General features: G+C 51.7%; 43 protein-coding genes. 12 read left to right on the forward strand and 31 right to left on the reverse strand.

Going from position 1 to position 22,283, the window contains the following annotated elements:
• Positions 1 to 18: 18 nt before the first annotated feature.
• The 31 genes from AB8W27_RS14950 to AB8W27_RS15100 all read right to left on the reverse strand — a co-directional run bounded on the left by AB8W27_RS14950 (position 19) and on the right by AB8W27_RS15100 (position 17,047).
• On the reverse strand, positions 19 to 999 hold the full coding sequence (locus AB8W27_RS14950) for a phage minor head protein (protein ID WP_012815672.1): 981 nt from the start codon (positions 997 to 999) through the stop codon (positions 19 to 21).
• Entirely contained in the window at positions 953 to 2,410 is a 1,458-nt protein-coding gene (locus tag AB8W27_RS14955; RefSeq protein ID WP_041923293.1) for a DUF1073 domain-containing protein, read from the reverse strand. The genes AB8W27_RS14950 and AB8W27_RS14955 overlap by 47 nt, the downstream gene beginning before the upstream one ends.
• An 11-nt stretch (positions 2,411 to 2,421) precedes the next feature.
• On the reverse strand, positions 2,422 to 3,651 hold the full coding sequence (locus AB8W27_RS14960; RefSeq protein ID WP_012815670.1) for a PBSX family phage terminase large subunit: 1,230 nt from the start codon (positions 3,649 to 3,651) through the stop codon (positions 2,422 to 2,424).
• Positions 3,587 to 4,081, reverse strand: a complete 495-nt coding sequence (locus tag AB8W27_RS14965; RefSeq protein WP_012815669.1) for a hypothetical protein — start codon at positions 4,079 to 4,081, stop codon at positions 3,587 to 3,589. Before AB8W27_RS14965 ends, AB8W27_RS14960 begins: the two co-directional genes overlap by 65 nt.
• A gap of 9 nt (positions 4,082 to 4,090) precedes the next feature.
• The gene (locus AB8W27_RS14970) at positions 4,091 to 4,291 is read right to left on the reverse strand and encodes a hypothetical protein (protein WP_041923292.1); all 201 of its coding nucleotides are present in this window, start codon (positions 4,289 to 4,291) and stop codon (positions 4,091 to 4,093) included.
• A 60-nt stretch (positions 4,292 to 4,351) separates the two neighbouring features.
• Positions 4,352 to 4,567, reverse strand: coding sequence for a hypothetical protein (locus tag AB8W27_RS14975; protein ID WP_012815667.1), 216 nt, complete (start codon positions 4,565 to 4,567; stop codon positions 4,352 to 4,354).
• Between the two features lie 69 nt (positions 4,568 to 4,636).
• Positions 4,637 to 4,843 carry a hypothetical protein gene (locus tag AB8W27_RS14980; protein ID WP_012815666.1) on the reverse strand — a complete coding sequence of 69 codons (207 nt, stop codon included), beginning with the start codon at positions 4,841 to 4,843 and terminating at the stop codon, positions 4,637 to 4,639.
• Positions 4,843 to 5,544 carry a phage antirepressor KilAC domain-containing protein gene (locus AB8W27_RS14985; RefSeq protein ID WP_012815665.1) on the reverse strand — a complete coding sequence of 234 codons (702 nt, stop codon included), beginning with the start codon at positions 5,542 to 5,544 and terminating at the stop codon, positions 4,843 to 4,845. The genes AB8W27_RS14980 and AB8W27_RS14985 overlap by 1 nt, the downstream gene beginning before the upstream one ends.
• A 448-nt stretch (positions 5,545 to 5,992) precedes the next feature.
• Positions 5,993 to 6,406 (reverse strand): DUF2570 domain-containing protein, encoded by a 414-nt coding sequence (locus AB8W27_RS14990; protein WP_012815664.1) that lies wholly within the window; start codon positions 6,404 to 6,406, stop codon positions 5,993 to 5,995.
• On the reverse strand, positions 6,403 to 7,029 hold the full coding sequence (locus AB8W27_RS14995; RefSeq protein ID WP_012815663.1) for a glycoside hydrolase family 19 protein: 627 nt from the start codon (positions 7,027 to 7,029) through the stop codon (positions 6,403 to 6,405). The genes AB8W27_RS14990 and AB8W27_RS14995 overlap by 4 nt, the downstream gene beginning before the upstream one ends.
• Positions 7,022 to 7,342: a phage holin family protein gene (locus AB8W27_RS15000; RefSeq protein ID WP_012815662.1), complete on the reverse strand. Its 321-nt coding sequence runs from the start codon at positions 7,340 to 7,342 to the stop codon at positions 7,022 to 7,024. The genes AB8W27_RS14995 and AB8W27_RS15000 overlap by 8 nt, the downstream gene beginning before the upstream one ends.
• 828 nt (positions 7,343 to 8,170) lie before the next feature.
• Positions 8,171 to 8,935 carry an antitermination protein gene (locus AB8W27_RS15005; RefSeq protein ID WP_012815661.1) on the reverse strand — a complete coding sequence of 255 codons (765 nt, stop codon included), beginning with the start codon at positions 8,933 to 8,935 and terminating at the stop codon, positions 8,171 to 8,173.
• Positions 8,932 to 9,111, reverse strand: a complete 180-nt coding sequence (locus AB8W27_RS15010) for a hypothetical protein (RefSeq protein ID WP_012815660.1) — start codon at positions 9,109 to 9,111, stop codon at positions 8,932 to 8,934. Before AB8W27_RS15010 ends, AB8W27_RS15005 begins: the two co-directional genes overlap by 4 nt.
• The gene (locus AB8W27_RS15015) at positions 9,108 to 9,299 is read right to left on the reverse strand and encodes a protein ninH (protein WP_012815659.1); all 192 of its coding nucleotides are present in this window, start codon (positions 9,297 to 9,299) and stop codon (positions 9,108 to 9,110) included. The genes AB8W27_RS15010 and AB8W27_RS15015 overlap by 4 nt, the downstream gene beginning before the upstream one ends.
• Complete coding sequence (locus AB8W27_RS15020; protein ID WP_012815658.1) at positions 9,296 to 9,958, reverse strand: HNH endonuclease signature motif containing protein; 663 nt, start codon at positions 9,956 to 9,958, stop codon at positions 9,296 to 9,298. Before AB8W27_RS15020 ends, AB8W27_RS15015 begins: the two co-directional genes overlap by 4 nt.
• The gene (gene rusA / locus AB8W27_RS15025) at positions 9,955 to 10,350 is read right to left on the reverse strand and encodes a crossover junction endodeoxyribonuclease RusA (protein WP_012815657.1); all 396 of its coding nucleotides are present in this window, start codon (positions 10,348 to 10,350) and stop codon (positions 9,955 to 9,957) included. The genes AB8W27_RS15020 and rusA overlap by 4 nt, the downstream gene beginning before the upstream one ends.
• On the reverse strand, positions 10,347 to 10,628 hold the full coding sequence (locus AB8W27_RS15030) for a hypothetical protein (protein ID WP_032968661.1): 282 nt from the start codon (positions 10,626 to 10,628) through the stop codon (positions 10,347 to 10,349). Before AB8W27_RS15030 ends, rusA begins: the two co-directional genes overlap by 4 nt.
• Positions 10,606 to 10,788 carry a protein NinF gene (locus AB8W27_RS15035; protein WP_012815655.1) on the reverse strand — a complete coding sequence of 61 codons (183 nt, stop codon included), beginning with the start codon at positions 10,786 to 10,788 and terminating at the stop codon, positions 10,606 to 10,608. The genes AB8W27_RS15030 and AB8W27_RS15035 overlap by 23 nt, the downstream gene beginning before the upstream one ends.
• Positions 10,781 to 10,960: a NinE family protein gene (locus AB8W27_RS15040; protein ID WP_041923291.1), complete on the reverse strand. Its 180-nt coding sequence runs from the start codon at positions 10,958 to 10,960 to the stop codon at positions 10,781 to 10,783. The genes AB8W27_RS15035 and AB8W27_RS15040 overlap by 8 nt, the downstream gene beginning before the upstream one ends.
• Positions 10,957 to 11,367: a recombination protein NinB gene (locus tag AB8W27_RS15045; RefSeq protein WP_012815654.1), complete on the reverse strand. Its 411-nt coding sequence runs from the start codon at positions 11,365 to 11,367 to the stop codon at positions 10,957 to 10,959. The genes AB8W27_RS15040 and AB8W27_RS15045 overlap by 4 nt, the downstream gene beginning before the upstream one ends.
• A 219-nt stretch (positions 11,368 to 11,586) precedes the next feature.
• Positions 11,587 to 11,859 (reverse strand): hypothetical protein, encoded by a 273-nt coding sequence (locus tag AB8W27_RS15050; RefSeq protein WP_012815652.1) that lies wholly within the window; start codon positions 11,857 to 11,859, stop codon positions 11,587 to 11,589.
• Positions 11,852 to 11,995 (reverse strand): hypothetical protein, encoded by a 144-nt coding sequence (locus tag AB8W27_RS15055; RefSeq protein ID WP_012815651.1) that lies wholly within the window; start codon positions 11,993 to 11,995, stop codon positions 11,852 to 11,854. Before AB8W27_RS15055 ends, AB8W27_RS15050 begins: the two co-directional genes overlap by 8 nt.
• Entirely contained in the window at positions 11,992 to 12,477 is a 486-nt protein-coding gene (locus AB8W27_RS15060) for a DNA glycosylase AlkZ-like family protein (RefSeq protein WP_012815650.1), read from the reverse strand. Before AB8W27_RS15060 ends, AB8W27_RS15055 begins: the two co-directional genes overlap by 4 nt.
• Before the next feature lie 147 nt (positions 12,478 to 12,624).
• Positions 12,625 to 13,446, reverse strand: a complete 822-nt coding sequence (locus tag AB8W27_RS15065; RefSeq protein ID WP_012815648.1) for a hypothetical protein — start codon at positions 13,444 to 13,446, stop codon at positions 12,625 to 12,627.
• A complete protein-coding gene (locus tag AB8W27_RS15070; protein ID WP_012815647.1) occupies positions 13,443 to 13,685 on the reverse strand; it encodes a hypothetical protein in 243 nt (80 codons plus the stop codon). Before AB8W27_RS15070 ends, AB8W27_RS15065 begins: the two co-directional genes overlap by 4 nt.
• Positions 13,686 to 13,687: 2 nt before the next feature.
• Positions 13,688 to 13,993 carry a hypothetical protein gene (locus tag AB8W27_RS15075; RefSeq protein WP_012815646.1) on the reverse strand — a complete coding sequence of 102 codons (306 nt, stop codon included), beginning with the start codon at positions 13,991 to 13,993 and terminating at the stop codon, positions 13,688 to 13,690.
• Between the two features lie 25 nt (positions 13,994 to 14,018).
• Positions 14,019 to 15,356, reverse strand: a complete 1,338-nt coding sequence (locus tag AB8W27_RS15080; protein WP_012815645.1) for a replicative DNA helicase — start codon at positions 15,354 to 15,356, stop codon at positions 14,019 to 14,021.
• A complete protein-coding gene (locus AB8W27_RS15085) occupies positions 15,356 to 16,252 on the reverse strand; it encodes a replication protein (protein ID WP_012815644.1) in 897 nt (298 codons plus the stop codon). The genes AB8W27_RS15080 and AB8W27_RS15085 overlap by 1 nt, the downstream gene beginning before the upstream one ends.
• Complete coding sequence (locus tag AB8W27_RS15090; RefSeq protein ID WP_094301097.1) at positions 16,245 to 16,391, reverse strand: DUF2740 family protein; 147 nt, start codon at positions 16,389 to 16,391, stop codon at positions 16,245 to 16,247. Before AB8W27_RS15090 ends, AB8W27_RS15085 begins: the two co-directional genes overlap by 8 nt.
• A gap of 34 nt (positions 16,392 to 16,425) precedes the next feature.
• The gene (locus AB8W27_RS15095) at positions 16,426 to 16,707 is read right to left on the reverse strand and encodes a CII family transcriptional regulator (RefSeq protein ID WP_012815643.1); all 282 of its coding nucleotides are present in this window, start codon (positions 16,705 to 16,707) and stop codon (positions 16,426 to 16,428) included.
• 112 nt (positions 16,708 to 16,819) lie between these two features.
• Positions 16,820 to 17,047, reverse strand: a complete 228-nt coding sequence (locus tag AB8W27_RS15100) for a helix-turn-helix transcriptional regulator (protein ID WP_012815642.1) — start codon at positions 17,045 to 17,047, stop codon at positions 16,820 to 16,822.
• A 98-nt stretch (positions 17,048 to 17,145) separates the two neighbouring features.
• Between AB8W27_RS15100 and AB8W27_RS15105 the strand changes: the two genes are divergently transcribed.
• From AB8W27_RS15105 to AB8W27_RS15160, 12 genes are all read left to right on the forward strand, one after another.
• Positions 17,146 to 17,835 carry a helix-turn-helix transcriptional regulator gene (locus tag AB8W27_RS15105; RefSeq protein ID WP_029039739.1) on the forward strand — a complete coding sequence of 230 codons (690 nt, stop codon included), beginning with the start codon at positions 17,146 to 17,148 and terminating at the stop codon, positions 17,833 to 17,835.
• 322 nt (positions 17,836 to 18,157) lie between these two features.
• Positions 18,158 to 18,718 (forward strand): HNH endonuclease, encoded by a 561-nt coding sequence (locus AB8W27_RS15110; protein ID WP_012815638.1) that lies wholly within the window; start codon positions 18,158 to 18,160, stop codon positions 18,716 to 18,718.
• A complete protein-coding gene (locus tag AB8W27_RS15115) occupies positions 18,715 to 19,056 on the forward strand; it encodes a hypothetical protein (RefSeq protein ID WP_012815637.1) in 342 nt (113 codons plus the stop codon). The genes AB8W27_RS15110 and AB8W27_RS15115 overlap by 4 nt, the downstream gene beginning before the upstream one ends.
• A gap of 9 nt (positions 19,057 to 19,065) precedes the next feature.
• On the forward strand, positions 19,066 to 19,293 hold the full coding sequence (locus AB8W27_RS15120; protein ID WP_012815636.1) for a hypothetical protein: 228 nt from the start codon (positions 19,066 to 19,068) through the stop codon (positions 19,291 to 19,293).
• A 44-nt stretch (positions 19,294 to 19,337) separates the two neighbouring features.
• Complete coding sequence (locus AB8W27_RS15125; RefSeq protein WP_012815635.1) at positions 19,338 to 19,499, forward strand: hypothetical protein; 162 nt, start codon at positions 19,338 to 19,340, stop codon at positions 19,497 to 19,499.
• A complete protein-coding gene (locus AB8W27_RS15130; protein WP_012815634.1) occupies positions 19,500 to 19,712 on the forward strand; it encodes a DUF551 domain-containing protein in 213 nt (70 codons plus the stop codon).
• A 65-nt stretch (positions 19,713 to 19,777) separates the two neighbouring features.
• Positions 19,778 to 20,035: a hypothetical protein gene (locus AB8W27_RS15135; RefSeq protein WP_012815633.1), complete on the forward strand. Its 258-nt coding sequence runs from the start codon at positions 19,778 to 19,780 to the stop codon at positions 20,033 to 20,035.
• Positions 20,036 to 20,245: 210 nt separating this feature from the next.
• Positions 20,246 to 20,377, forward strand: a complete 132-nt coding sequence (locus AB8W27_RS15140; protein WP_007847511.1) for a hypothetical protein — start codon at positions 20,246 to 20,248, stop codon at positions 20,375 to 20,377.
• The gene (locus AB8W27_RS15145; RefSeq protein WP_012815632.1) at positions 20,365 to 20,511 is read left to right on the forward strand and encodes a host cell division inhibitory peptide Kil; all 147 of its coding nucleotides are present in this window, start codon (positions 20,365 to 20,367) and stop codon (positions 20,509 to 20,511) included. Before AB8W27_RS15140 ends, AB8W27_RS15145 begins: the two co-directional genes overlap by 13 nt.
• A 91-nt stretch (positions 20,512 to 20,602) precedes the next feature.
• Complete coding sequence (locus AB8W27_RS15150) at positions 20,603 to 20,911, forward strand: hypothetical protein (RefSeq protein ID WP_012815631.1); 309 nt, start codon at positions 20,603 to 20,605, stop codon at positions 20,909 to 20,911.
• Positions 20,911 to 21,816: a recombinase RecT gene (locus AB8W27_RS15155; protein ID WP_012815630.1), complete on the forward strand. Its 906-nt coding sequence runs from the start codon at positions 20,911 to 20,913 to the stop codon at positions 21,814 to 21,816. The genes AB8W27_RS15150 and AB8W27_RS15155 overlap by 1 nt, the downstream gene beginning before the upstream one ends.
• Positions 21,800 to 22,282 (forward strand): siphovirus Gp157 family protein, encoded by a 483-nt coding sequence (locus tag AB8W27_RS15160; RefSeq protein ID WP_012815629.1) that lies wholly within the window; start codon positions 21,800 to 21,802, stop codon positions 22,280 to 22,282. The genes AB8W27_RS15155 and AB8W27_RS15160 overlap by 17 nt, the downstream gene beginning before the upstream one ends.
• Position 22,283: the final 1 nt, after the last annotated feature.

Raw genomic sequence — 22,283 nt, forward strand, 5'->3', positions numbered from 1 at the left:
GTGAAAAATAGCTACCACCTAGCTTGCAGGTTGCCATTTCTTTCTTTCACTTGCCAACTTATCCGCCAGACCTTCATTAAAGATGTGCCCTTCATCATTCAGTAGCACCGGAATCTGACTGCAATAGCAGTTGTAACGGTTACCATTCTGAGCGTAGAAGGCCTCCACTTCTTCCGTGGTGAACGTCTTCCCGTGTCGCGCAGCATGCCAGGGGCGCGTCGTTGATTTCAGGGCTGATATCCATAACAGTGCAGTATTAAGCCCTAGCCTTTCTTTCGACCATTCTGCTTCTGACCACTGAGCCTGCCGTAGCGCGCCGACCTGCTCTGTCTGCGCTATCGTTTTGGCTCGGCTCATCGAAACATCCAGGCGCTTACTAATCAGGCTGGCCGTCTCGCGCGGGTTAACGCCACGGCCTATCGCATCAGCTACGATGTTCGACAGGTCAGCACGGGCAGCATCAGTGATTCCCCGCCATTCGCTGTAGGTGGAGATATAAGCGGCTGCCACCTGATTTTGATACGCCGGACTGCTTAGTAACTGCTGAAGCGTCGTTGACTGCTCATAGATTGCTGACTGCGCCGAAAGATTCGTGAACGCCTGCAATGTGCCGCGCTGATACTCATCAGAAACGTACTGAAGCGCCCAAAGGTTGTTATTCCCACCTTCCAGGAGATAGTCGTCCAGAATCGTTTCTATGCGCACTAGCAGGTCAGACAGTTGCTGTGGAGACATGTCATAGATGAAGGTTCCCGCATTCACCTGGTAGAGCGTGTCAGGCCTGCTGCCATCTCTCGACAGGATATAGCCGTACAGTGAATTGCCATTGCGCTCCCTGCCGACCAGATACCCATCGAGCAACTGCTTCAGTGCCATCTTTATCTGGTAATAGCGATTCTCGATATCCCGGAACATCCGGTTAACCGGTCGGTATGACTGCGTGGGGTCGGCTTTATTGCGCGGGATTATCGGGCTGCCCGGTCGTTGTCGGTTGTTCAATTGGGTCACCTGTCAGCGGGTCTGTAGTCGCGGTGCCGGCAGGCTCCTCCGGTTCACTGATTGGCTCCAGCTCACCGACAGCGCGGATTTCATTCTCCGTTATCGCCGGAGTGCCGTATGCCTGCTGAGTGTCTTTGGCAACGGCTGCCATCGCCTGCATATTTGCGATCTTCTCTTTCTCACTCGGCGCGAGTAGGTCAGACCATGCGAGCGTTACCTCGCCAGATTTCGGCGGGTCGATGACACCAATCTGCCAGAAGCGCTCAATGACACGGGTGATGAAGTCGGTCATAAATCCCCAGCGCCGTCCATTGCAACGCTTAGCCCAATCAGTTTTGTCCTCATCCGAGGCAAGACGCCCGGTCTGCTGACCAAAGAGAATGGTGAACGGACACTGAATCGTCGCGGCAAACTCGTTAGCTGCTACTGTCCATGTAGGAGTCGGGTCAGCGGCTGTGACTGACAGCACCGACGGCGCGCCAGCCTGCATGACCAGTGCCGAATCTGTACCGCGGTTCATCCTGGAAATCTTGTCATTCAACGCTTCGCCGAGGTCTTTGAAACCTGCCTTCTCTGCCTGCGCTTGAAGGTTTTGCATGTCAGTATCTTTGTCAAACGCAATCCCAAGCTGGCGACTGGCGTTCTTCAGAAAGCCCTCGGCGCTACCACCGGACGTTTTCTCAATATCGAGGAGCTTGTTGTACCCGGCTCGCAACAGCGGGATGCCGGAGAGCATATTCTCGTCTTCTGCGCCTTCACAGAGAATGATGACGCGGCTCGGGTGAACCTGAACACTGCGCACGGGCCCATATGTTCCGTCATCGCCGACTGGCTGCTCGTTGAAGTTGTACATCACAGGCTGGCCGTAGGTTTCCGACATTGTATCTGTGTCGAAATTGCCTGGTTTAATCTGCGCTTCCCATGCAGGGATAAGCTTAACCACTGCTTTCAGGCGTTCAGTGCCGAGTGACCGGATGTAGGCATCATTGATTGGCTCTTTCCATTCTCGGCCATCCTTAACCTGAATCAACAGAGCAGAATAGCGCCCAACGAGGTTACGGCGGTCGGCGTCTTTCAGCTTCGCCCAATGGCGCTTGAGAAGCTTCTCAACGGTTCGCTCCCATTCAGTAGTCTCGCCAGATTCATCCTTCTCTTCGCCGTCAATGATGGTGGGGTTGTCCACCCAGCAGGATTCGAGAAGCTTATGCACCGCGGCATGTGCCACTGCGTTGCGCTCATAAGCGCGATAATACTGGTCGAAACCTACCTCGCTCGGGTATCCGAACTCATCCCACAGCTTTGTGCGTTTGGTGTTGCCGTTCTGTCCATTGGCGTACAGCATTCGTTGCCGCCCTATCGCATCAGCAAGGGCGTTCACGAGGAATGAAACCTCGCTTTGTTGTTCACTCACTGATGAACTCCTTAGAAGAAGATGGCGCCTTTAGATTTGCGCTTGATGTATCCGTCGAGGCTGTAGCGGATCGCATCCCATGTATGCTCGTCACCATCAGCGAGTTTAGGCAGCACTTCACCGGTAATGCGGTCGGTCTTGTACGACCACATACGAGCCTCACGAGCGACGTTTTTGCATCGTGGATGGATAATGATTTCGTCAAAGCCTCGCAGATGAGCTATGCCGTCTTCTACGCTGCCTTGCCACTTATCAGCGGCGGAGATATTGAATCCCTGGCGTTTGAGGTAGCTTATTGTCTCAGGTCGTGCTGAGTCAGCCTTAATGGGCCATTCGCGCGCACCCGGTACGGTGTCGTAAAGCGCCGGCATGTGGTCAAGTTCAGTTTGCTGCCCGTAAGCCTCGTACTCGATGTACAGCCGGTTGTGCAGGATGAAGGAGCGAACCAGCGTGTTCGGGTCTTTAGCAAATCCGAAGTCGGCACCGAAGAACAAGCGCTCTGCCTCTTTCCACAGTTCATCAGAGAATTCGGCTACTCGGTATTTTCCAGCCAGCACCTGCTTATTGGAGTTTTCGAGATAAGCGCCTTCCCATACCCAGGCGTAGGTCGCCGGGTCTAGCCGCTTCTGGTCTTTCCTGCGGACGCCTTCCAGAACCCGCGGGAACCAGGGATTGTCTATATAGTTCATTTCGACGGTGATGCAGTCGTCGCCCGGCTCTTTCCTGTAGCGCCTGTCCGTCGCGCTGCCATCGCGCTCAGGGTTCCATGTAACCCATATTTCCGAGTCATCCTCGCGTACGGTTGGGTCAAGCTTTTGCCATGCCACCTCGCTGACTGTCTCGGCTTCGTCCACCCAGCACAGAAGAATGCGCGCTTTCGACTTAATGCTGTCGAGGTTATGGCGCAGGCCGCAGAACACATAACTCACTCGCTTATCCAGCGTGCGAATGTACTTCTCACCGATATCGAAGTTAGCAGCAAGCCATGGAACGGCTCTGATGGCCTGCTTCACCTCTTCCATGCTCGACTCTTCCAGCGAGTTCATAAACTCACGGGCGCACAGAATGACGCCTGACTCGCCATTATTGGCAGCCTGATAGGCCTTAACGGCTGTCATTAGTGCAAATGTTCGTGTCTTTGCGCTACCTCGCCCGCCATGTGAGCAGCGATATCGCTTATTCGGCGCTATGAACAGTGGTGCCAGTTTCGCCGGTATCGGTAGCTGTACTGTCTGGCTCATGTGTTGGCTCTACCGGTACGAGTTGAATGGTTGTTGGTTGAGGGGTCATGCTGCCATCGGAAGATTTGTGGTCTATTTCCTGACTGACTTTGTCGCCATACTTCTTAGGGTTCATTCGGGCCAGTGCCCACTTGCGGGTATCAATTCGAAGCCGCGCCTTACCTACTGCGGCAGCCTCTTCAGCTACTGTGTCGGCAATATCGAACATCTCTTCGAAAATAGCGTCGGCGCGCGTCTCCGTGGCTTTCGCGTATTGGTCGCGAAACTCTTCATGCTGAGCAAGCCAGCGGAAGACAGTCGACTTATTCGGCATGCCTGGACGATCACATACCTTGCGCAGACTCTCACCATCGGCAAGCAGTGAGCAGATGCCAGCGGCCACCTCTGGTAGATATTCAGAAGGGCGGCCAGTTTTTGATTCGGTCGCCATAGTCATTCCTTACGATGTTTGTTCTTCGGCTTCAGGCTCAGGAACATACTCCATCTCCTGCACGTTATCAGGTGCCAGGTATACCCATGAGCCATCCTCACGTGCGATGCCGATGAAGCCGTTGATAATCTCTGGCTGAGATCGCCTCATCAGACCTACATGCGTCTCGCCTGTTTTAGTTTTGACAGTGATGCGGTAGATGTCGGCCATATCAACTCCAATAAAAAACCGCCGGGAGGCGGTTAGTGTGTTGAGCCATTTTATGACCAATTAGGCTTTTTTAAATTCAGCGCCTAGAAAACCCAGGATGGTTGATGCAGAAATCTTGTTGAGAGGCTCTTGCAGGAAAGCAGATCCGCTATCTGACTCCGATTCCCAAACAAAACGTAACCCTATATCCCAAATTTCTACAGCTAGATGGCCTTCAGGAATTATTTTCCTTGCTAACTCATAAACTTCTTTAATGCTGATTGATTCGCCTGACATATGACCTCCTGTTTAAACAGTGATCAAAATATCATCATCAGGCGCACTAGCAAATGCGCCTTGTGATGCTCACTCATCAGTAACTGCTTCAATGCTGAAGGAGTGGATTCTGCTCAGTGGTAGGCCATAGGTGTTTAGTCCCTTCCTGATAATCAGAAATCCATCTTTAATCTCTGGATCTTGATGGTTTTGCCAACCGAGCTCTTCCGGTGGCAAACCGGCTTCATGACCTTCATGCAGGAGCACGACAACTTTGAAGCCATTAATTGCTTTCATCACGCCGCTCCCTGCAGATTTGCTGCAGCCAGAAGGCCAGCAATCCACTGAATGCCTTTGGGCGTGAACTTCACTTGGGTGAAGGCGTGGCCGTTATGCTGGTTCTCGCCTGTTTTCACAGTAAAGCGGCCAGCATCAAGGTGCTGTGCATATGGAGTCAGCTTTCCAGCCAGGCGATACATGATGCCCTGCTCAATCAGGAACAACCGGAAGTCCGTTTCTTTCACCTTCAGCAGTTTCGCTGCTTCTCGAAACCCCATCGCGCCGGTTGCCTCGACGTAGTTATCAACGAATTCGACCTTAGGCGCGGCAATAGCGAGCTTGCTTTCCAGTTGGGCATTCTGCTCTGCGAGGTCTGCTGCGAGACGAAGTGCTTCGGGAAGCGTCTGCGGAATCTGCGGGCCGTGCATCACTTTCAGCTTTGCCAGCACTGAGCGCCTTACAGCCTTTGACTCTCTCATGCCTACCAGCATCATCTGGTCAAAGTCGAGATCGTAATAAGCCGTTTGAGTGTGGTTATTGTTTAACCGGAATTTTTTTCCGGTTCCGTCCAGCTCCAGCTCATCCTCAATTTTTGCCAGAAACTTACGTGGCTCATGAGGGGTTTCGCCGGCTTCGACGCGGGCCGGGTTAATAATGCTATTCAGGAAGTCCAGGCTGCTCATGGACACTTCGCGTTCTACGGAGATCATCTCTTTCATGGCGATTACCTTTTAGAAAGTTGAGCCTGTTCGCACAGAAAAGCCGCCCCGAGATGGTCGCCACCATATACGGCAGTTCTCAGGCTCAGCTTTCTGAAAGACTCGGGAATGTTATGCGCTGCGACGCGCGTTTTACTGCGGACATAAAAAGCCCCGCATTAGCGAGGCCGATATTGCTTTGTTGCTGATGGTGAATCTTCGTGGGGGTTGTCATGGTCGCAGGCTTCGCGATTCCTCACGGAATGGCTAGCCCACTTACGGCTTACCCGTCAGCAAGATCGGATCACCTCACTTTTCGCGAGAAAAGCTTTTGTCTTGCCGTGACGATTCTATTTTCCTGATGGTTCGAATTTGCCCGTTACAGGCGTCCAGTGAATCGAGCAACAGGATGTTGAGCTGTACGCTATCCCCGAAAGTCATGTTGCTTTGTATTTCAGGGATAACGCAGTCAACGAGAAGGTTTGCCGGTATCGGTAGTGTCGGTGCCTTCACCACCTCGTACTGAGTCGGCTTGTCGGCGCAGCTGGTCAATAACAGAATCAGGAATAAGCTCGACAGAGCACTTGTTATCTTTGAGCGCACTCTTCACTTCCTCCTGAAGCCGTTGTGACTTCATTTCTGCTGCTGCGCGACGGCGTGACTCTGCATCTACTAGCTGGTTCATCTCGCCCACCTTGTCGGCCAGATTTTGCAGCGTGTTCGCCAGGTCAGCGTTCTTACCGTTCAGTTCGCGGTTGTCTTTCACCAGAGAGCTGTTTTCAATGCGCAGCTGGCGATTGTCAGCGCCAAGCTTGGCAATGAAGCCGATGATGATGAGGGCGAACACGAACGGGATCAGGTTTTTGATAGTCGTGAAACTCATAACAAAACTCCTTCCGCTCGCTTCGTCCTGTCGATGCGGTCTTGCAAACCATTCAGGCCGCCGTTGATGCGCCGGGTCAGACCGTTCACGTCGCCTGCATCTGCAAACTGGTTACAGCCGTTTGCTTTCCAGAACCAACCAGCAGAAAGCGCAGCGTATTTATCCTGTAGCAACAGGTCAGGAGAGTCGACCAGGTTGAGCCCAAGCGCCTTACCGCATTCTTCGTAGTTAGCTTTGAATGTGATTTGCTTGAGGCCGCGACCGCGATACTTCCAGCCGTCACCATTCAGGTTATTGCCGTAGCGAACGCCGTAGACGATGTTGGCAATAGCTGCCTGTCGTTCAGGAGATAAACCCTTTTCGCCGGGTTTGCGACCTAACTGTTCGCGTTGGGCAGCTGTTAAACGAGAGCCGAATATCGCCAGACCGGCGACGCTGTAGTTGAGCGACTCCTGGACCGACTGGAAGCCGCCTGACTCGGTGCCGATTTGCCCAATGAAGTTAGCCTGGCGTTTTGGTGTGTCGATGCCGTATGTGTTCATGGCTTCGACGATGTGTGGATACCATCTCTCAGCCAGCGAGCTACTGATGCCCGCAGCTCGCATGAACTGGTCTTTAGTCATTGGATACCTCTTTGCCTGATGCTTTGTTCAGGAAACGGTTCTCAAGCGCTTTAATCAGGGAGGAACCCGACCAGCCAGCCATGCCACACACGCCGCCCATTACCTCTTGCGGCCAGTTATAGTGGATGGCAATCATGGTCATGATTAAACCAGCGAATATCGACACAATTAGCTGAAGGCACATGGTCCTCCAACTAAAGGATTCTCCGTTGAGAACTTTGAAGGAGTAACTGGCTATAGCGCCAACAAGGGTCATGCCGAAAGCGATGAGGATGGACCAGATATTCGGATCGCTTTTGTAGGGCATTTTCATATCTCTCACCTCGCGTTAAAGCGGGTGCTGTGGGTAGTGTCAGGAAAGGCCAGCGAGGCATCGGATGCGAGGGTTCATCTGTGATTGATTGCCTGTGGCCTAATACGAAAAAGGCCCGCCGAAGCGAGCCTTAAATATTTGGAGTGATTGGGTTGTGGTACGCAGTCTATTCGGCATAGCAACTCTGCGCAGATGCTTTTTCCGGTGCCAGCAGTGAGAAGTGCCGGAACAATGCCTTATTCACCACAACGGAAAGCTGCCTGTTTCACAACACGAACGCCCCGCGTAGCGGTTCAATCGTCAAGCAGCTTACCTGTTGTGCGCCCGTTATTAATCACACCGGGCCAGTGCGCCGAATTAGTTGATGAGGAATCGGAAGACCTCACTGGTGTTTGGCCGTTAGGCTACTGCCAGGAATTGCTCATCGTTTGCATTTATCTTTGTGGTCAGTTTCTAAAAAGCCCGCAAAGTCGCTAACGTGACGAAAACTGGAAAGAGCACTGAGAGGGTTACGCTGCCTGTTCCGCATAGCGGTTACGCTGCCTGTTCCATCAATGCCCTTGCCGGTTTCGTCTCATGCTTCTTTGGTTTGACGATCCCACTCTTCACGGAATTTATTCGGGTTATCGAAACCCTGAGTAGCGTTGCAGCTTTTCATATCGTCACCTGTTGGTTGAGTTGAGCCAATAAAAAAGCCCCGAGCTATTAACTCAGGGCTTAATGTTTTTAGCGCTTAACAACGTGCGCAACTTCCACTGTTAGAAATCATATCCGCAGGTTCGGGAAAAGTAAATAGCACGCGATAAATTAATGCGCTATTTTCGGTTTTTACCTGGTGACTTCTCGTAACTGTGCGTCAGCCCACGATTCTTCCACCTCAAACTTGATGATAAGACCATCGTAGAAAGGCTTGACTGACTTCTTCCACGTATCGAGCGAGATGGCATCAGTGATTTGACATACCGCCGCAAAGGCCTCGGTAGAGGGCAAACGAGGATAGCCGACGCCGCCGCAGCGTTTGCAGTCAGATATCACAGGAACGCCCTGCTTTTCCGTCTCCTCCTGATTTATCGCCTTCCCTCGCCCCTTGCAGTCAGAGCACGCCGTCGAAACTACCCCCTTCCCTTTGCACTTCTGGCACAGCACTTTCACCTGCTCCCTCCTCGCCGCCAGATTCGGCCTGCCGATATGCTTCATAGTCACGACTTCAGCATGTATGAAGCCAGCGCCATTGCAGCATTCACACTGCCGGGTGCTCCCGGCGTTGCGTGAGTAGTCCTCAAAGGCGTAAGTTGCGAGCGCTTGCATTACCTTTGGCTTAATATCACATTCGAGCTTGCGTAAGGCGGCAACCTTATCGCAGCGCTCAATTGCATACAGGGTCAGCAGTTCAATAGCTTTCTCACGGTCATTGCTGCTGACACCCATTTTCCCCATAAATGCCGCAAAGCCCATCTGCGCGCGATTCTGCACCATTCCCTGAGCTGCCATGATATCAGTGCCGGTCAATGCGTCTGATGCCGTGGCTCTCGGGGAATCACTTATCATGGTCGATTTAGCGAAGTGGTATTTCAGTGCGTTTTCCAGGTTCATGCTGCATCGCCCCCCTCTGGTTTGTTGATGCCGAGCCGATTTACCAGCTCCCGGCGCATTTCCATCAAACGCTTCTCCGTCTCGTGAACGTTGTTAAGTTGCCAGTCCACGCACTCAAGCATCTCTCTGTCCTTCTGGCGCTGCTGCGCTAATGCGATGCTGGTTACTGTGGTCACGATGAAGCCTCCTCATGCGAGCGGGCGCTGGTCATCAGCACGCCATTAATGACTGCGTGACGTTTAGCGTGATTGTCACCGATGTACTTCCTGACGGTATCGCGGTGGCATGAAAGCTTACGGGCTACCTCACTGAGGCATCCGTTACATTCCTGAAGTAAGCGAGGAACTGTCTGAACGATAATCATGCTGCTTCCTCCCGGCTGTTACGCAGGTCTTTTAGCTTCTGCTGATACTCGCCGTATTTGGGCTGGTAGCCATTTGCCTTCTTAGATCGATGTGTAAGCTTTTCTACGAATAGCGCCTGCTCTACACTCATGCCCTTATTGAGCCTGAACATAATCGTCCTTCCGGCGATGCTTACTCTTGGGTCGCGTGACCATTCAGCAGGGGTTTTGGTTTCCCCGTTGAAGGTAATGGCATGGCTGGTTTTTCTGGTATGGGAAGGGATATGAACGCGTGCTCGCATTACGTTGCAGGCGTTGCACAAAACCCTAAGATTACCTGGATCGTTGTTGTTGACCCGCTCATCCTTGTGGTCGATGTGTGCATTCGCCCAGGTTACAGATTTGCCGCATAATTCGCATGGCGGCAGTTGATCTCCGTGCTTTGCGTACACAGCCTTTCTATGCTCGTACACGAAGCCATTTTTCATTGCCAGTGGATGAGATGGCTCTTTAATCATCACGTATCCCTTGGCGTTAGTAGAGAATCCCTTTCCTTTTCCATGCTTGGTGAGCTCGTATGTCCCATATCGCATCATCCTGAAATAATGCTTTTGGCACACCTGCTGTTCCATATACCGGCATTCACGGCCGCAACCTTCAATTTTGCAAACTGGTTTCATGCAGCCTCCATCAATTCTGCAATGTCGGGTAACTTCCCTCCCAACTCCGTCACCACCAAAACGAGCATTCCGCCTTTAACCGCCTGACAGCGCTTGATGCGCATATCGTCTACCTGACCGTCATCCAGCCAGAAGCCCGCACTGGTGAGTGCGTCAAAAACGGCTTTGGGTAGATTGTCCAAATCGCGTTTGCGGTTATCGGGAGGTGCTGCGTGGATGGTGATTCTGATGCGGGGTTGGATTTTTATGTCTAACTTGTGCTGCTGAATTATTTCGATTACTTCTCGTCGGTATCGCTTACCCCAATCGCTGATGTAGTGGATTCCTCTTGAGTGACGCCAGTACCGATTATTGGAGGGCGGCCAGGGCAGGACTATTCGGTATTCGTTCATCTCACCGTTACCCTCCCTTCTCGCGTTAGCTTTTGCAGCGTCAGGACGATAGCGCGATCCATTTCAGAACGCCGCTCTTCACGGCTTAAGTCTTTACCGTTGTCGATGCGCTCATGGCATGACGGACAAAGCGCCGCTGTTAAGCTGTCGTCTACCTTGAGCCCTATTCCCTTCCCTTCATTCCGGTGCGCGGCCTGAACTCCATACCGGCCACACAGAACGCAGCAATCTATCTCCCTGACTGCCTGAAGCCATTTATTGCTCCTGAATATCGTCATTTGCGATATCTCCGTTCGGGTCTCGATATACCAGCCACTCGTTGATGCACTCGCTGCATGCGTAGGTTTCATCCGGCTCCAGTTGCTTGCTGCATCCTGCGCAGAGAGCTCTGGCTATGCTCTGCTGCTCGTATGCTTGGGTTTGGGTGGGGCTAAGCATGCTTCCTCCTGGCGCGAAGGCGTTCCCACATCACATCGTGAAGGTGAGAGGTATACGCGAAGGTTTTTATGTCGGACGGGGATACTTCTGGCTTTCGTTTCTTTCGGTGGGTAACGCGGTAGATGCAGTTTTCGCAGACTATGTCCGTGATACTTCGTCGCTGTCGTCTCACATATACCTCCTGTCAGTGAATCTGACGCCCTGCCCGGTCGCCCAGGCCACGGTGTACTCAATGAGGCTGGACATGCGCTTAACGCTCATCTCAGCGCTGCTCTCGCGGATGTTTACGTATTCACCTTCAAGACCCGGCACAACCTCTGCCTCTTGCTTTGTCGCCACCGCGTGGCCGCTAATCAGCAACACCTTCCATTGCTCTGGTCGCAGCCACTTTCCGCACCACTGAACCTGCGCAGCAATATCTGCCAGGAGCGCGTGAAATTTCGCGTTCTGGTCAAGGTTGCGCTTGTAGTCGGTGATTCTGATAGTGACCGGGCGGTCGGAGTCGAGGGGTGATGCGAGGATGAAGTTTATTGCTTCCTGCTGCTGCAACTTACCCCTGAGGAATATTGTCTGCTTCATGTCGAATCCTCATGATGCCTATTTTCATCGTTATCCACATGACTGTTATTACGAAAATTGATGCGGTCCTGTTTTTTTCTGGCAACACATCCGGCACGTAGCCTAAGTGGATGAAATTGATTACCCGGCTATCATTCTTTCGCGTTGTGTGCCAAAGCTCCGTGGAGAGCCCCAGCCCCAATGTAAGTCGACCAAAAATCCAGTATCTGTCGAAGGTCATCACTCCCCCTTAACCTTGAGACCGGCGGCGCGGATAGCTTCAGCGCAGTAGTCGATTGCATAGTTGTGACCTTTGTCGAATTCGTCCTCAACCATCACTTTGTCGTCGAGTTTTATCTCGATAGCCGCCCGCGATTCCTGCCATGCCCACCATGCGACCTGCATATCCCACGCCATATGATCGCCATCACTGTTCTTGCAAACACGCTGGTCGATAAGGTCGCCAAACTTTTGTTTTATTGCTGCTTCAAACTGCTCTCTGCTCTTATCCACGGCGCTTCTCCTCTTTAGCCAATACGAATGCGCTGCACAGAAGAATCAGCGCGTCAGTGAACATCAGGCCGTCCTGCTTAACGATGGCAGCGAACATGAAGCACAGGCCGATGAAGGCCAGCATTATGATGCTCATACCCTCATCTCCTGCCGCACCGCGCGCAGCTGCTGATTGATAAACGCCGTCATGGGGTTTGAGCATCCGAACTGGCATAACTCATGTGCTGTGACATACAGGAATGAGCCCTGGTGCTCGCTGCACTTCTCTGAGTTGTAGCGCTCAATACGTCCTGAATCGTGTTCGTCACGGAGAATGCGCTGTACTGCGCCCATATCTATGCCGGTGCCCTCTGAAACCTGGCGGGACGATACCGGACCATGTTCAGTGACGTATTCGCGGATAAGCTGGCGACTCGTTTTACCTTCACTAAGTTCATAAAGGCGGCAGCGTGTTCCCATGCCGGTGCTTGCAGAGCGTACCAATGCGCCCTCTCGCACAAGACCACAGACTATGGCGGCCACACGGTCGCCCTTTCCGCCGAGCTCCTCAACGAGCTGCTTGACTGTGCCTTTCCGGTTCACTTCGAACCAGGTCATAATTTGCAACTTGGTTATCATGATGAGTCTCCGCTCAATACCTCGCCTTACTGATTGCCTGAAGCATTATCAGTTGGCTGGTAAAGAGATATCGTTTGGTGAGTGTTTCGATGTCGATGAAGCGAGGAGTGCCGATGTAGGCAGATATTACCTGGATGTCGTCGAGGGTTATTTGCATGGCTCAGGTGCTACCGCGAGCATGTCATTCCATGACGCTGTAACATTGTATTCGCAATCAGCCACTACCTCTCGTCCGCACCCATGGCAAAGCGCCTCCGCGAAGGGGTGAATCTTTCCGCGCATTTCTTTGGTGAGCACAATCGGCACCAGTTTCCATCCCTCCGGTACAACCGACTTAAACGCAAGCGATTCGAACTGCTGCGGTGTGGTGTCGTTTTCGGCGCTCAGAGTTACTGCCAGCGCTGTCGTATCGCGTACCAGTTTCTCTGCCATCTGGCTCAATTCGCTTTTGGGTTTATCGGTAGGTGTATTCTTATGGTTGCTCCATGAGCCAATCTCGTCATTGCCAGACTGAAGCATGGCGGCGTGGCCGTCTTCATCGGTTTCACCAAAAACAGCGGCTTCTAACACATCGATAGCTTGCGATGGCGAGTGCGCGTATTTATCGAAGGTCGGGCCTTTGATGCGCTGCGCCAGCTTGAACAGTCTCTTTTCCTGAGCGTGATATAGCTCGCTTAGTTGCTGATATCGTTCGTCAGGCACGGGTGGTGCGGTGTAGAGCGGGCCTTTCATTTCTAAGGAAGCGCATTTTCTTTCCCACCCGCGAACATAACCAGTGGCGAAATCAGCGCCGTGCATCCCTTTAAGCTCTTCCCATGTAAATGGCATTGCCTCCAAACACACAGGCTCCGCCCGCTCCCGCTCTTTGCGCAGCGCCAGAAGCTCAGTCGCCATCGACATAACCTCATACCTGTCCGCGCAGTCGTATTCGGACAGCTTTTCTAAACGCTCATTGCTAATAGTGCTCATGATTTCTTCCCTCCAATGCTGGCGATTATTTCTTTACGGGCAATTTCCATCTTGCGGTTGATATCCCGGCGAATAATGGCGTTCATAACCCGGTCGCGACGGTATGCCTTAAGCGGCTTCCGGTGCTTCACTTTCTCGCGTGTCGGCAGACTGGATGCTGACCAGTATCGCTGATTACGGGCAGAGAACTCCTTCAGCGCTACGCTCTGAAGCGCCGCCGTTGTGGTTGCCTTGGTCATGGTTAATCCTTGTGATGTTCGGTTGGCGTTTGCCAGAATTCTTCATTGTCGCGATCTGCCCAGCGCAACCAGATGCAGTCGTAAACGAAAGGGATGAATGCTTCGAAAAATACCTTCCACTGCGCATCCCGGAAGCCGGTGGCGATGTCCACCATTGCCTCAAGGGGATTGCCGCGCGTTGGTGGCCGCTTGATGCCAGAAAGTCTTTCGAACTGGACTATCAACTCCTCTTCATCGAGGCATCTTTCCATGACAGCCTTGAATCGTGGGTTAAGAGCCAGCTCCATAATGGCTAGAGAAATGGTCATGGTTATACCTTGTATTTTGGATGCCTTAGCGCCAGTCGTTAGATTGGGAGGACTGTTTCTCGTTGCGGGCGTACTGCATCGCCGCTTCCTGCTGGTCGATGTTGACAAAGTGACCGTTTTTCCAGCCCATGTAGAATGTCTTTGGCTCGCCTGAGCGGTATTTGCCGATAATGATTTCGGCGATTCCCTTCATGTCGCTGTTCTCGTGATACACCTCGTCGCGGTACGGGAAGATGATCACGTCAGCATCCTGCTCAATAGCCCCGGAGTCTTTGAGGTCGGCAAGCGTCGGCCGCTTATCTGCCCTTCCCTCAACTCCGCGGTTGAGCTGCGATAGGAGAATTACCGGCACCTTGTTGCGCAGGCAAAACTGCTTCAGCTTGCGGGTGATTTCGGCGATGGCGATGTCGTTGCGCTCTGCTTTCGGTTTCTCAAGGAGCCCGAGATAGTCGATGGCGAGGAAGCTCAGGCCGCCGTCAGAATTCAGCCGCTCAGCGTGGGCAATGCAGTCGTCTACAGTGAACGATCCGTCGATAACGTAGTTGTTTTCGTCCATGAGCGTACCCGTTGCGGTAGTCAGGCGGGTGTACTGCTCCTGAATCATGTTCAGCGGGTTACGCAGCGCGCCTATTGACAGCCCGGAACGGTCGGCAACGTGTCGCTCGACAACCTGCATGTCAGACATTTCCAGCGAGACAAACAGCCCCTTACCCTTCTGCCTGCCGATTGAGTTTGCGATGTTGATAGCGAACTCTGTCTTACCCATCCCCGGACGAGCCGCAACGACGATAAGGTCAGTGCGGTCGAACCCGCCGTACTCGTCATCCAGCGCCTGAATGCCGGTCTTGAGGTACAGGCCGGATTCTTCACCCTGCATGCGACTCTCAAGCACGTCCATGTAGTCTTCCAGCAAATCGGCAATGCGGCGCGGCAACTTGTCGTTCGTTTCGAACTGAAGCTTCGACAGAATGCTTCCCACCTCGCCAATCCGGTCGTTGATATCGTGCGTACCGGCCGATGCGAGAATTCCCGCCGCCCGGTTAAGCTCTGCAATTCCACGCCGCAGCATCCAGCACTGGCGCACTCGCTTAGCCCATCCCCGGATATTGGCGGCCGTAACGCACTTAGCCCCGACCTCAATCACCAGGTCTTTCGTACCATCAGGAACGGCAGCCTGAACAGTGAACATATCCACCGGCTCAGCTTTGGTCAGGAGGGTGACGATTGACTGGTACATGGTGCGGAGGTGGAAATTTTCGAATGCTTCTGCGGGTAGTTTTCCGGCCACTTCACGGCAATCGATGTGATCGCCTTTCACGAGCATCGAGCCGACCAGCTGATACTCAAAATCGTAACTGTCCATCAGCTATCAGCTCCTAAAATCTGGTCGATTTTCTCCTGGCGAAGCGCGGTCTCAATTCCGTAGCGCTTGCCTTCCGGGTTTTGCCCCATCGCCCACGGCGTCGGCTGGTAACCGTGTTCAAGATAACCGTTCAGCAGTGAGTCGATATCCTTGGGCTCCCGCTTCAGCTCCTTGCACTGCTTCAGGTATGAAACCCAGAGGCGCTTGATGCCATTCTCCACCGTCGTGGTGACGCTGCGGATTTTAGGCAATCCGAATCTTTCGGCTTTGCAGTTCCAGGTTTCTTTCAGTCGATCACGGTCAAATGCCGGAAGCTTGGAGCGAGGATTGGTGCCGGTAGCTCTCGGGTTTGTTCCGAGCTGGCGAGGTGTTAATGGCTTTTCAGAAACAACATCCGACAAGCCCACTTCGTGGGTTTGGGTAATTGTCTTTATTGTCTTTTGTATATTGTCTTTTGTGTTTGACTGATTCGGTAAAGTGCATTTTACCGATTCGGTAAAGCTTACTTTTACTGATTCGGTAAAACTTTTACTGATTCCGTTAAACTTCGTTTTCCACTCTGACAGGTTAGTGTTCATGCCTACCTGACGCCCTGCCTGAGTGAGTACGCCCATCCTGATTAATTCGTTTTTGGCAGTAGAGCATTTGGTTGCCGCCATACCGGTAAGCGCTGCGAACTGCTCATTGCCTATCCAGTCCATTTTTTTGTTATAGCCATACGTCTTACGCCATACGGCCATAACTATCAGGAGGTGGTGTTGAGTGAGGCCGGAAAGCATCACCGCTTCAAGCAATGCGTTAGCAGTCCGCGTGTAGCCATCTTCGAGTTCTGCCACGCGTGACTCCACGACCTCAACCTGAGGCCTGATTGGTGTTACTGTTGCGAGATTACTCATGACCTTTACCTCTGAATAATTTTTTCACCCGTTCCCACTCAGCCCGGAATCGACCAGGCTGCTTAAAGCCGGACAGGTAGCGATCACGAATAATGTTTTTGTGTAATTTGTCCTGGTCAGGACTGAGTGTTTTTGACATAATTACTCCCGTTACTCGGCGTAACACAGTGTTCTTAAGCCTCGAATGAGTTACCGCTCATCGGGGCTTTTTCTTTGGTAATTCCTTCCAGTGCATGCCTGAATGCACGACTGATCGGACTGATATCTGAATCCATCCCAAACGCGCACAGAACTGATGCTATGAAGCGCCAGTCTGTCCGGCTTATCTTCGATTCATGACACCCCACCATCTTTGCAAGGCCACGCTGTGTGACCGTAGAGAGATTGATGAGTAAATCTGTCTCTGCGCGGTCGATGTCGCGCTGAGACGGCTTGCTATAACTTGCGTTTTCCATTCGGTATTCTTCCTTTGTGATTTAGATAGATACGTGCGCAGACCGTGGGGTCTGCCACTTGAATGAGTTACCGCGTTGTCGGCGGTTCAGATTGGTAAAGAGCGGGTACTGCTTAGGCGGCTGAATCAGTCGCCTTCATGTATCGGTGCGGGTAGAGAATCTGCATCTCGCTAATCTTCCCCTTGAAGAACTTTGCGAGCTTCTCAGCTGTTTCGAGAGACGGAACCTGCATTCCCCTTTCGATTCGACTCAGGTTGCCAACGTCCAACTGTGTTGCGATGGCTACCTCGGCGATTGTCAGCTTTTTCTCTACACGCATTTTTCTAAGTGGCGTCTGCATATTGCACCTCCGTAATGCGCTATACGCATAATATGCGAAATAAAAAATATGCGCAAGGCGCTTTGCGTGTCACGCATAAAAAAGGTTGAATATGAGCCATGAAAATAGGCGAAAAAATCCGACAGATTCGTAAAGCGAATCAGATGACCCTCAGTGAGCTTGCGTTGCGCGTAGAAAGCGACGTAGGGAATCTGTCGCGTCTAGAGCGCGGCATGCAGGGTTATAGCGATACTCTCATTCAAAAGATTGCGGAAGCTCTCGGAGTTCCTGTAGCTGAGCTATTCTCTTCTAATGAAGCCAGTGATACTGTAGATACATACAGTGTTGGTTCCATTATAAAAAAGGGGAGGAATGATGTGTATCGAATTGACGTTCTTGATGTTTCAGCAAGCGCAGGTGATGGGGCTGCCTCGAAAGACGTCGTAGAAGTTATACGGTCTATCGAGTATGTGCCTGACCAGGCCAGGGTTATTTTTGGTAACCGGCCAGAATCATCTGTGAAGCTCATTAACGTTCGCGGTGACAGCATGGAAGGAACCATAGAGCCAGGCGATCTCATCTTTGTAGATGTCGGCGTCAGTGTTTTTGACGGTGATGGCATCTATGTTTTCAATTTCAATGGCGACATGTTTGTTAAACGACTGCAAAAGGTGAAGAGCCAGCTGATCGTAATTTCTGACAATCCTCGCTATCGTGAGTGGACAATTTCAGAAGAAGAAATGCATATGTTTCATGTGGCTGGACGTGTAATGCTGAGTCAGTCTCAGCAGTTCCGACGTCACGGATAACCCACCTTTTGCATACTAAGCCCGCCATGTGCGGGCTTTTTTGTGCCTATAGCAAACCCTGCCTAAATTTTTTTCTCTTTCTGTTTCAGACGCATACATAACATCCCCAACTTTTTTAACCACACCCTCATATTATGCGCTTGACGCATATGCGCTATACGCATATTATTCATCTCAACAGCAGGACGCTGGTAGCCAAACGGAACAGATTGGCATCGCTCTTTAACTTCGACGGTGCGCTGACAAAGCGCGAACAGATACCAAACGAGGCTCTCAGCCAATGACTTCCACGTGGTCATTGCCTGAAATCTTCGGAGGTGAAATGGCGGATAAATCAAAACGAATCCCCCTGCCAAGCAGAGAAATGCTGCTTTCAATTTTCAATTACGAGGCAAGCAAAGGAGAGCTTTGGTGGAGAGAGTCGGGGTTTAACAGACAAATGGATGTGCCGTGCGGATATGTGTCAGGCGGTGGATATCTGAGTGTAAAGATAAATGGGCGTCTCTGTTCGGTTCATCGCCTTATCTGGAAGATGCACATGGATTCAGAGCCACAGCACCTAGATCACGTCAACGGCAATAGATTGGATAACCGAATTGAAAACCTGAGGCCTGCTATTCGGAACGAAAATAACAGGAACATATCAGTGACCAGGGCCAACACAAGTGGATATATCGGCGTTCGTTTTGACGCTAGATACAAGAGATGGGTTGCCCAAATAAAAATTGAGAGAAAAGCCATCTTTATAGGCTCTTACGAAACAAAAGTTGAGGCTGTTCATGCATATAACGATGCAGCGATAAAAATGCATGGCGATTTCGCTCACAGGAAAATTCTGTTTAACCAACAGCAATTAATTAACGAGTTCGGAGGCTTGTCATGACGGTTATCCAATACGGTTCTTCAGTATCAGCTGGTAACGCTAAAACTCGCCGTCATGAGCGGCGCAGAAAGCTCGCTATCGAGCGTGACGCTATCGGCAATATCATCGACTCCATTTTAGGTTGCGAGGCTCCTGACGCTTCTCAGGAAGAATCACGCAAGCATGCAAGCCGCGTAGACCGAGCCACTTCGCTCGTAGCTCTCCGCGATTACCAGGAGCCGGAAGTAACCGAACGCAAGCGTAACCCGGCATACAAGAAGCCGGTTAATCACCCTACCCACTTGATGAACGCGCACCAGAAAATGCGCGGCAAATCAATTCCGGCCTACTACGACTGAGGCGAGACAATGATTGAGCAACTTAATTTCTACATGACCCAGGCATCTACTGAGCTGCTTGAAAGTCGCCGAGAATATATTGAGAGAGTCATTGTCTCGAAGTTAAAGCGCGGAATCGAAGAGCAGAAAGAATGGTCTCCTGAATTCAGGAGCGAGCCTGATTCTATCGAGCTTATAAATGCTTACGAGTCTGGCTTTAAGTTCTTTACGGAAAAAGGATTCAACAAGGCCGCATAGTCGGCCTTTCTTTTTGGCAGCAAGCAACTTATCTGAGGTGAGATATGGATGAGGAAGTCGAATGCGACGTATGCGGCAAAGGGATTGCTGCGGTTGCCGTTTACAGTGGCGATGGTAATGAAGAGCTGCGCCACGAATGCTATCACGATATTTACGACATTGATGATGAATGCTCGCAAGCTAAAGCCATCGGCGAGGAGGAGTGAATGGAGTGGATTAAATGTAGCGATCGATTGCCGCCGGATGGGAAATACGTGCTTGTCGCCACTGGTGACAAAGTTTGGGTTGAGGCTCACTTTATTGAGTTTGACCATACATCAGGGCAAATGATGTGGTTCTCGGCAAATGCTGAAGCTGAATTACGTCCAGCCCATCACTTTACTCACTGGCTGGAATTACCAGAAGCGCCCGCTGAATAGCAGCCGATAGCAGATTCATGGAGTCGGTTATCTGATGCAATAACCAATGAGCAGAAGGATAAAGCATGACCAAAATCTACATCACTAAATATGCGCTTACCTCAGGAATATTTACAGCTGAAGCAGATGTGAATACTGAGAAAAGGATGGCGTCATTCCGTGGCTCTGAATCAGGCTTCGTGCAGTATTACCATGGCAATGATTTCCATTTCAATAAAGAGGACGCATTGGCTCGCGCCGAAGAAATGCGCAATAAGAAACTCAAATCGCTGGATAAGCAGATGAAAAAAATATCTGCCATGAAGTTTGAAATCCAAGATTGAAATCGCAAGCCGTATTCACAGAGTGCGGCTGACGATGCAATCCGCATCATAACCACTACAGGAGACGAAGACCTGTTCTGGTTAAATGGAGAAATAACCCTTGTTGTCTGTTCGCCCTCTCCGGAGGGCTTTTTTTCGCCTGCATATCAACAAGGCTGCTTATTAGCGCGGCCTTTTCGCTATGCCCACTTAACCGTAAGGAATCCCACCATGATGCAATTATCGCTATCGGGTGGCGGCATCATGTCCGCCTATTACCCGACCGAATCCGAATTATCCAAACGCTTTCGCCGCCTTATCCGTGCGGCCCGCAAACAACTGGAGGCGTTATGCCACATGTAAATCACAACGCTTTGCGGGCAGCTCAGAGCAAAGCGGTTATCGCCCGATTCCTGGGTGACGCCGGGATGTGGTTGCAGGCCAATCAGCAGATGAAGCTGGCAGTGAGCATGCCATGGTACCGGAGGCCGCAATGACAACTCCCGTTCGCGAATGGTCGGATGATGCATTTATCCGTTTGATGAAAGATTTGATGAAACAGCAACCGAAACCACAGGAGCAGAAGCAATGAGACTGACCCTGAACGACGTCAAAGAAATTGAGCAGATTATCGCCGAGCTGGGCGCAACTGATAACGAGCGTATCTGCGATGAAGTCGAACGTCTGGCGAAGAAAGCCAACTCGTTTATTTCTGCTCTGGCGGGGCTGGATGCAGATGAGAATACAGCTGACGCCATCAACTACCTCGAAGGACACAGCATCGCGTTTCAGGACGCATCCGAGGGTTGGTGGATTGATGCGCTGACCGAGCGCGTTACCGCCGAGTATGCAATCGGCATCTTCAAAGCGCGACATTCACACAGGGAGGCAGCGTAATGTCATTCGATATCGTCAGTTTCGTTAAGCAGCAGGAGCCGCTGTTTTGCGGAGCAATGACCGACCAGACGGTAACATGGGCTAAGGAAAGCCAGTTTGCCATTCAGCTCTTTCAGAAAAACGACTTCCTCGCGAAGACGGCAATCAACAACCCTACCAGCGCGCAGAACGCCATCATCAACGTTGCGGCCATCGGCATCACGCTGAACCCGGCGAGCAAGCTGGCGTACCTGGTGCCGCGTGACGGCATGGTGTGCCTCGACATCAGCTATATGGGCCTGCTTCATCTGGCTCAGTCGTCCGGCTCAATTAAGTGGGGTCAGTGCAAACTGGTATGCGCCAACGACACCTACGAATCCAATGGACTGGATAAGGCGCCAACGCACAAATACAACGCGTTCGGTGACCGTGGCGAAGTGGTCGGCGGTTACTGCACAGTTAAAACGCCTGATGGTGATTACCTCACGGAAGAGATGAGTCTTGCAGAAATAAAGGCTGTTGAAGCTACCAGCAAGGCCAAGAACGGGCCCTGGAAAAACTTCTGGGAAGAAATGGCCCGCAAGACCATCGTTAAGCGCGCCAGCAAATACTGGCCCAAAGCGCAGCGTCTGGATAACGCTATTCATCTGCTTAACGATGATGAAGGGATGCATCAGGAGCCGGTAATGGCCTACCACTCAGAAGAGCAAATCAGGGAAGACGAGCGCAAGCGCCAGCAGGAAGTCATCGATAAAGTCAGCGCGCTTTGCGATGAGATGGCGCAGTCGGAAACCATGGATGACCTGAAACGGAAATTTGCAGAGGCGTACAAGCTGACATCAGGCATGAAGTTGCAGAAAAACGTCCAGGCAGTTTACGCAGAATGCAAAGTGAAACTGGAGGCGGCCAATGAGCAAACTGTATGAGGTTGCCAGCGACTACGCCAGGCTGATGGATGCCGATATCGACCCGGAAGCCATGGCGGACACCCTCGAAGGGATTGAGGGTGAGCTGGCCGATAAAATCGAGCAGCTGCTTGCCATCTGCAAAAACGAATCGACGTATGCGGAGCGCCTCAGGGATGAGGCAAAGAGCCTGACCGAGCGCGCAGTGAGCATTGAAAAGAAGGTCGAAAATATCCGCGCCTACATCGCCACATCTCTCGAAACCGCCGGTAAGAAATCAATTCGCGCCGGTATTCACCAGGTAACAGTCCGCGAGCCTTGTCGTTCAGTAGAGATAACCGACAGCGCCCTTCTCCCACCTGAATACGTCGAATACGACACGGTGATTAAGCCCGACAAGATGGCTATCAAACATCTGCTTGAGGGCGGCAAGAATGTTCCTGGCGCGACACTGAAGACCGGCAAACCATCGCTGTTAATCAGGTAGT

Origin of the sequence: Cronobacter turicensis, from assembly GCF_041222865.1 — a bacterium.
GTDB classification, from domain to species: domain Bacteria; phylum Pseudomonadota; class Gammaproteobacteria; order Enterobacterales; family Enterobacteriaceae; genus Cronobacter; species Cronobacter turicensis.

Excerpts from the sequence above, each read along its gene's own strand:
- AB8W27_RS14960 (WP_012815670.1), bottom strand. The coding sequence starts at position 3,651 with ATGAGCCAGACAGTACAGCTACCGATACCGGCGAAACTGGCACCACTG.
- AB8W27_RS14965 (WP_012815669.1), bottom strand. The coding sequence starts at position 4,081 with ATGGCGACCGAATCAAAAACTGGCCGCCCTTCTGAATATCTACCAGAG.
- AB8W27_RS14970 (WP_041923292.1), bottom strand. The coding sequence starts at position 4,291 with ATGGCCGACATCTACCGCATCACTGTCAAAACTAAAACAGGCGAGACG.
- AB8W27_RS14975 (WP_012815667.1), bottom strand. The coding sequence starts at position 4,567 with ATGTCAGGCGAATCAATCAGCATTAAAGAAGTTTATGAGTTAGCAAGG.
- AB8W27_RS14980 (WP_012815666.1), bottom strand. The coding sequence starts at position 4,843 with ATGAAAGCAATTAATGGCTTCAAAGTTGTCGTGCTCCTGCATGAAGGT.
- AB8W27_RS14985 (WP_012815665.1), bottom strand. The coding sequence starts at position 5,544 with ATGAAAGAGATGATCTCCGTAGAACGCGAAGTGTCCATGAGCAGCCTG.
- AB8W27_RS14990 (WP_012815664.1), bottom strand. The coding sequence starts at position 6,406 with ATGAGTTTCACGACTATCAAAAACCTGATCCCGTTCGTGTTCGCCCTC.
- AB8W27_RS14995 (WP_012815663.1), bottom strand. The coding sequence starts at position 7,029 with ATGACTAAAGACCAGTTCATGCGAGCTGCGGGCATCAGTAGCTCGCTG.
- AB8W27_RS15000 (WP_012815662.1), bottom strand. The coding sequence starts at position 7,342 with ATGAAAATGCCCTACAAAAGCGATCCGAATATCTGGTCCATCCTCATC.
- AB8W27_RS15005 (WP_012815661.1), bottom strand. The coding sequence starts at position 8,935 with ATGAACCTGGAAAACGCACTGAAATACCACTTCGCTAAATCGACCATG.
- AB8W27_RS15015 (WP_012815659.1), bottom strand. The coding sequence starts at position 9,299 with ATGATTATCGTTCAGACAGTTCCTCGCTTACTTCAGGAATGTAACGGA.
- AB8W27_RS15020 (WP_012815658.1), bottom strand. The coding sequence starts at position 9,958 with ATGAAACCAGTTTGCAAAATTGAAGGTTGCGGCCGTGAATGCCGGTAT.
- rusA (WP_012815657.1), bottom strand. The coding sequence starts at position 10,350 with ATGAACGAATACCGAATAGTCCTGCCCTGGCCGCCCTCCAATAATCGG.
- AB8W27_RS15030 (WP_032968661.1), bottom strand. The coding sequence starts at position 10,628 with ATGACGATATTCAGGAGCAATAAATGGCTTCAGGCAGTCAGGGAGATA.
- AB8W27_RS15035 (WP_012815655.1), bottom strand. The coding sequence starts at position 10,788 with ATGCTTAGCCCCACCCAAACCCAAGCATACGAGCAGCAGAGCATAGCC.
- AB8W27_RS15045 (WP_012815654.1), bottom strand. The coding sequence starts at position 11,367 with ATGAAGCAGACAATATTCCTCAGGGGTAAGTTGCAGCAGCAGGAAGCA.
- AB8W27_RS15055 (WP_012815651.1), bottom strand. The coding sequence starts at position 11,995 with ATGAGCATCATAATGCTGGCCTTCATCGGCCTGTGCTTCATGTTCGCT.
- AB8W27_RS15060 (WP_012815650.1), bottom strand. The coding sequence starts at position 12,477 with ATGATAACCAAGTTGCAAATTATGACCTGGTTCGAAGTGAACCGGAAA.
- AB8W27_RS15065 (WP_012815648.1), bottom strand. The coding sequence starts at position 13,446 with ATGAGCACTATTAGCAATGAGCGTTTAGAAAAGCTGTCCGAATACGAC.
- AB8W27_RS15070 (WP_012815647.1), bottom strand. The coding sequence starts at position 13,685 with ATGACCAAGGCAACCACAACGGCGGCGCTTCAGAGCGTAGCGCTGAAG.
- AB8W27_RS15075 (WP_012815646.1), bottom strand. The coding sequence starts at position 13,993 with ATGACCATTTCTCTAGCCATTATGGAGCTGGCTCTTAACCCACGATTC.
- AB8W27_RS15080 (WP_012815645.1), bottom strand. The coding sequence starts at position 15,356 with ATGGACAGTTACGATTTTGAGTATCAGCTGGTCGGCTCGATGCTCGTG.
- AB8W27_RS15085 (WP_012815644.1), bottom strand. The coding sequence starts at position 16,252 with ATGAGTAATCTCGCAACAGTAACACCAATCAGGCCTCAGGTTGAGGTC.
- AB8W27_RS15090 (WP_094301097.1), bottom strand. The coding sequence starts at position 16,391 with ATGTCAAAAACACTCAGTCCTGACCAGGACAAATTACACAAAAACATT.
- AB8W27_RS15095 (WP_012815643.1), bottom strand. The coding sequence starts at position 16,707 with ATGGAAAACGCAAGTTATAGCAAGCCGTCTCAGCGCGACATCGACCGC.
- AB8W27_RS15100 (WP_012815642.1), bottom strand. The coding sequence starts at position 17,047 with ATGCAGACGCCACTTAGAAAAATGCGTGTAGAGAAAAAGCTGACAATC.
- AB8W27_RS15105 (WP_029039739.1), top strand. The coding sequence starts at position 17,146 with ATGAAAATAGGCGAAAAAATCCGACAGATTCGTAAAGCGAATCAGATG.
- AB8W27_RS15110 (WP_012815638.1), top strand. The coding sequence starts at position 18,158 with ATGGCGGATAAATCAAAACGAATCCCCCTGCCAAGCAGAGAAATGCTG.
- AB8W27_RS15115 (WP_012815637.1), top strand. The coding sequence starts at position 18,715 with ATGACGGTTATCCAATACGGTTCTTCAGTATCAGCTGGTAACGCTAAA.
- AB8W27_RS15120 (WP_012815636.1), top strand. The coding sequence starts at position 19,066 with ATGATTGAGCAACTTAATTTCTACATGACCCAGGCATCTACTGAGCTG.
- AB8W27_RS15125 (WP_012815635.1), top strand. The coding sequence starts at position 19,338 with ATGGATGAGGAAGTCGAATGCGACGTATGCGGCAAAGGGATTGCTGCG.
- AB8W27_RS15130 (WP_012815634.1), top strand. The coding sequence starts at position 19,500 with ATGGAGTGGATTAAATGTAGCGATCGATTGCCGCCGGATGGGAAATAC.
- AB8W27_RS15135 (WP_012815633.1), top strand. The coding sequence starts at position 19,778 with ATGACCAAAATCTACATCACTAAATATGCGCTTACCTCAGGAATATTT.
- AB8W27_RS15140 (WP_007847511.1), top strand. The coding sequence starts at position 20,246 with ATGATGCAATTATCGCTATCGGGTGGCGGCATCATGTCCGCCTATTAC.
- AB8W27_RS15145 (WP_012815632.1), top strand. The coding sequence starts at position 20,365 with ATGCCACATGTAAATCACAACGCTTTGCGGGCAGCTCAGAGCAAAGCG.
- AB8W27_RS15150 (WP_012815631.1), top strand. The coding sequence starts at position 20,603 with ATGAGACTGACCCTGAACGACGTCAAAGAAATTGAGCAGATTATCGCC.
- AB8W27_RS15155 (WP_012815630.1), top strand. The coding sequence starts at position 20,911 with ATGTCATTCGATATCGTCAGTTTCGTTAAGCAGCAGGAGCCGCTGTTT.
- AB8W27_RS15160 (WP_012815629.1), top strand. The coding sequence starts at position 21,800 with ATGAGCAAACTGTATGAGGTTGCCAGCGACTACGCCAGGCTGATGGAT.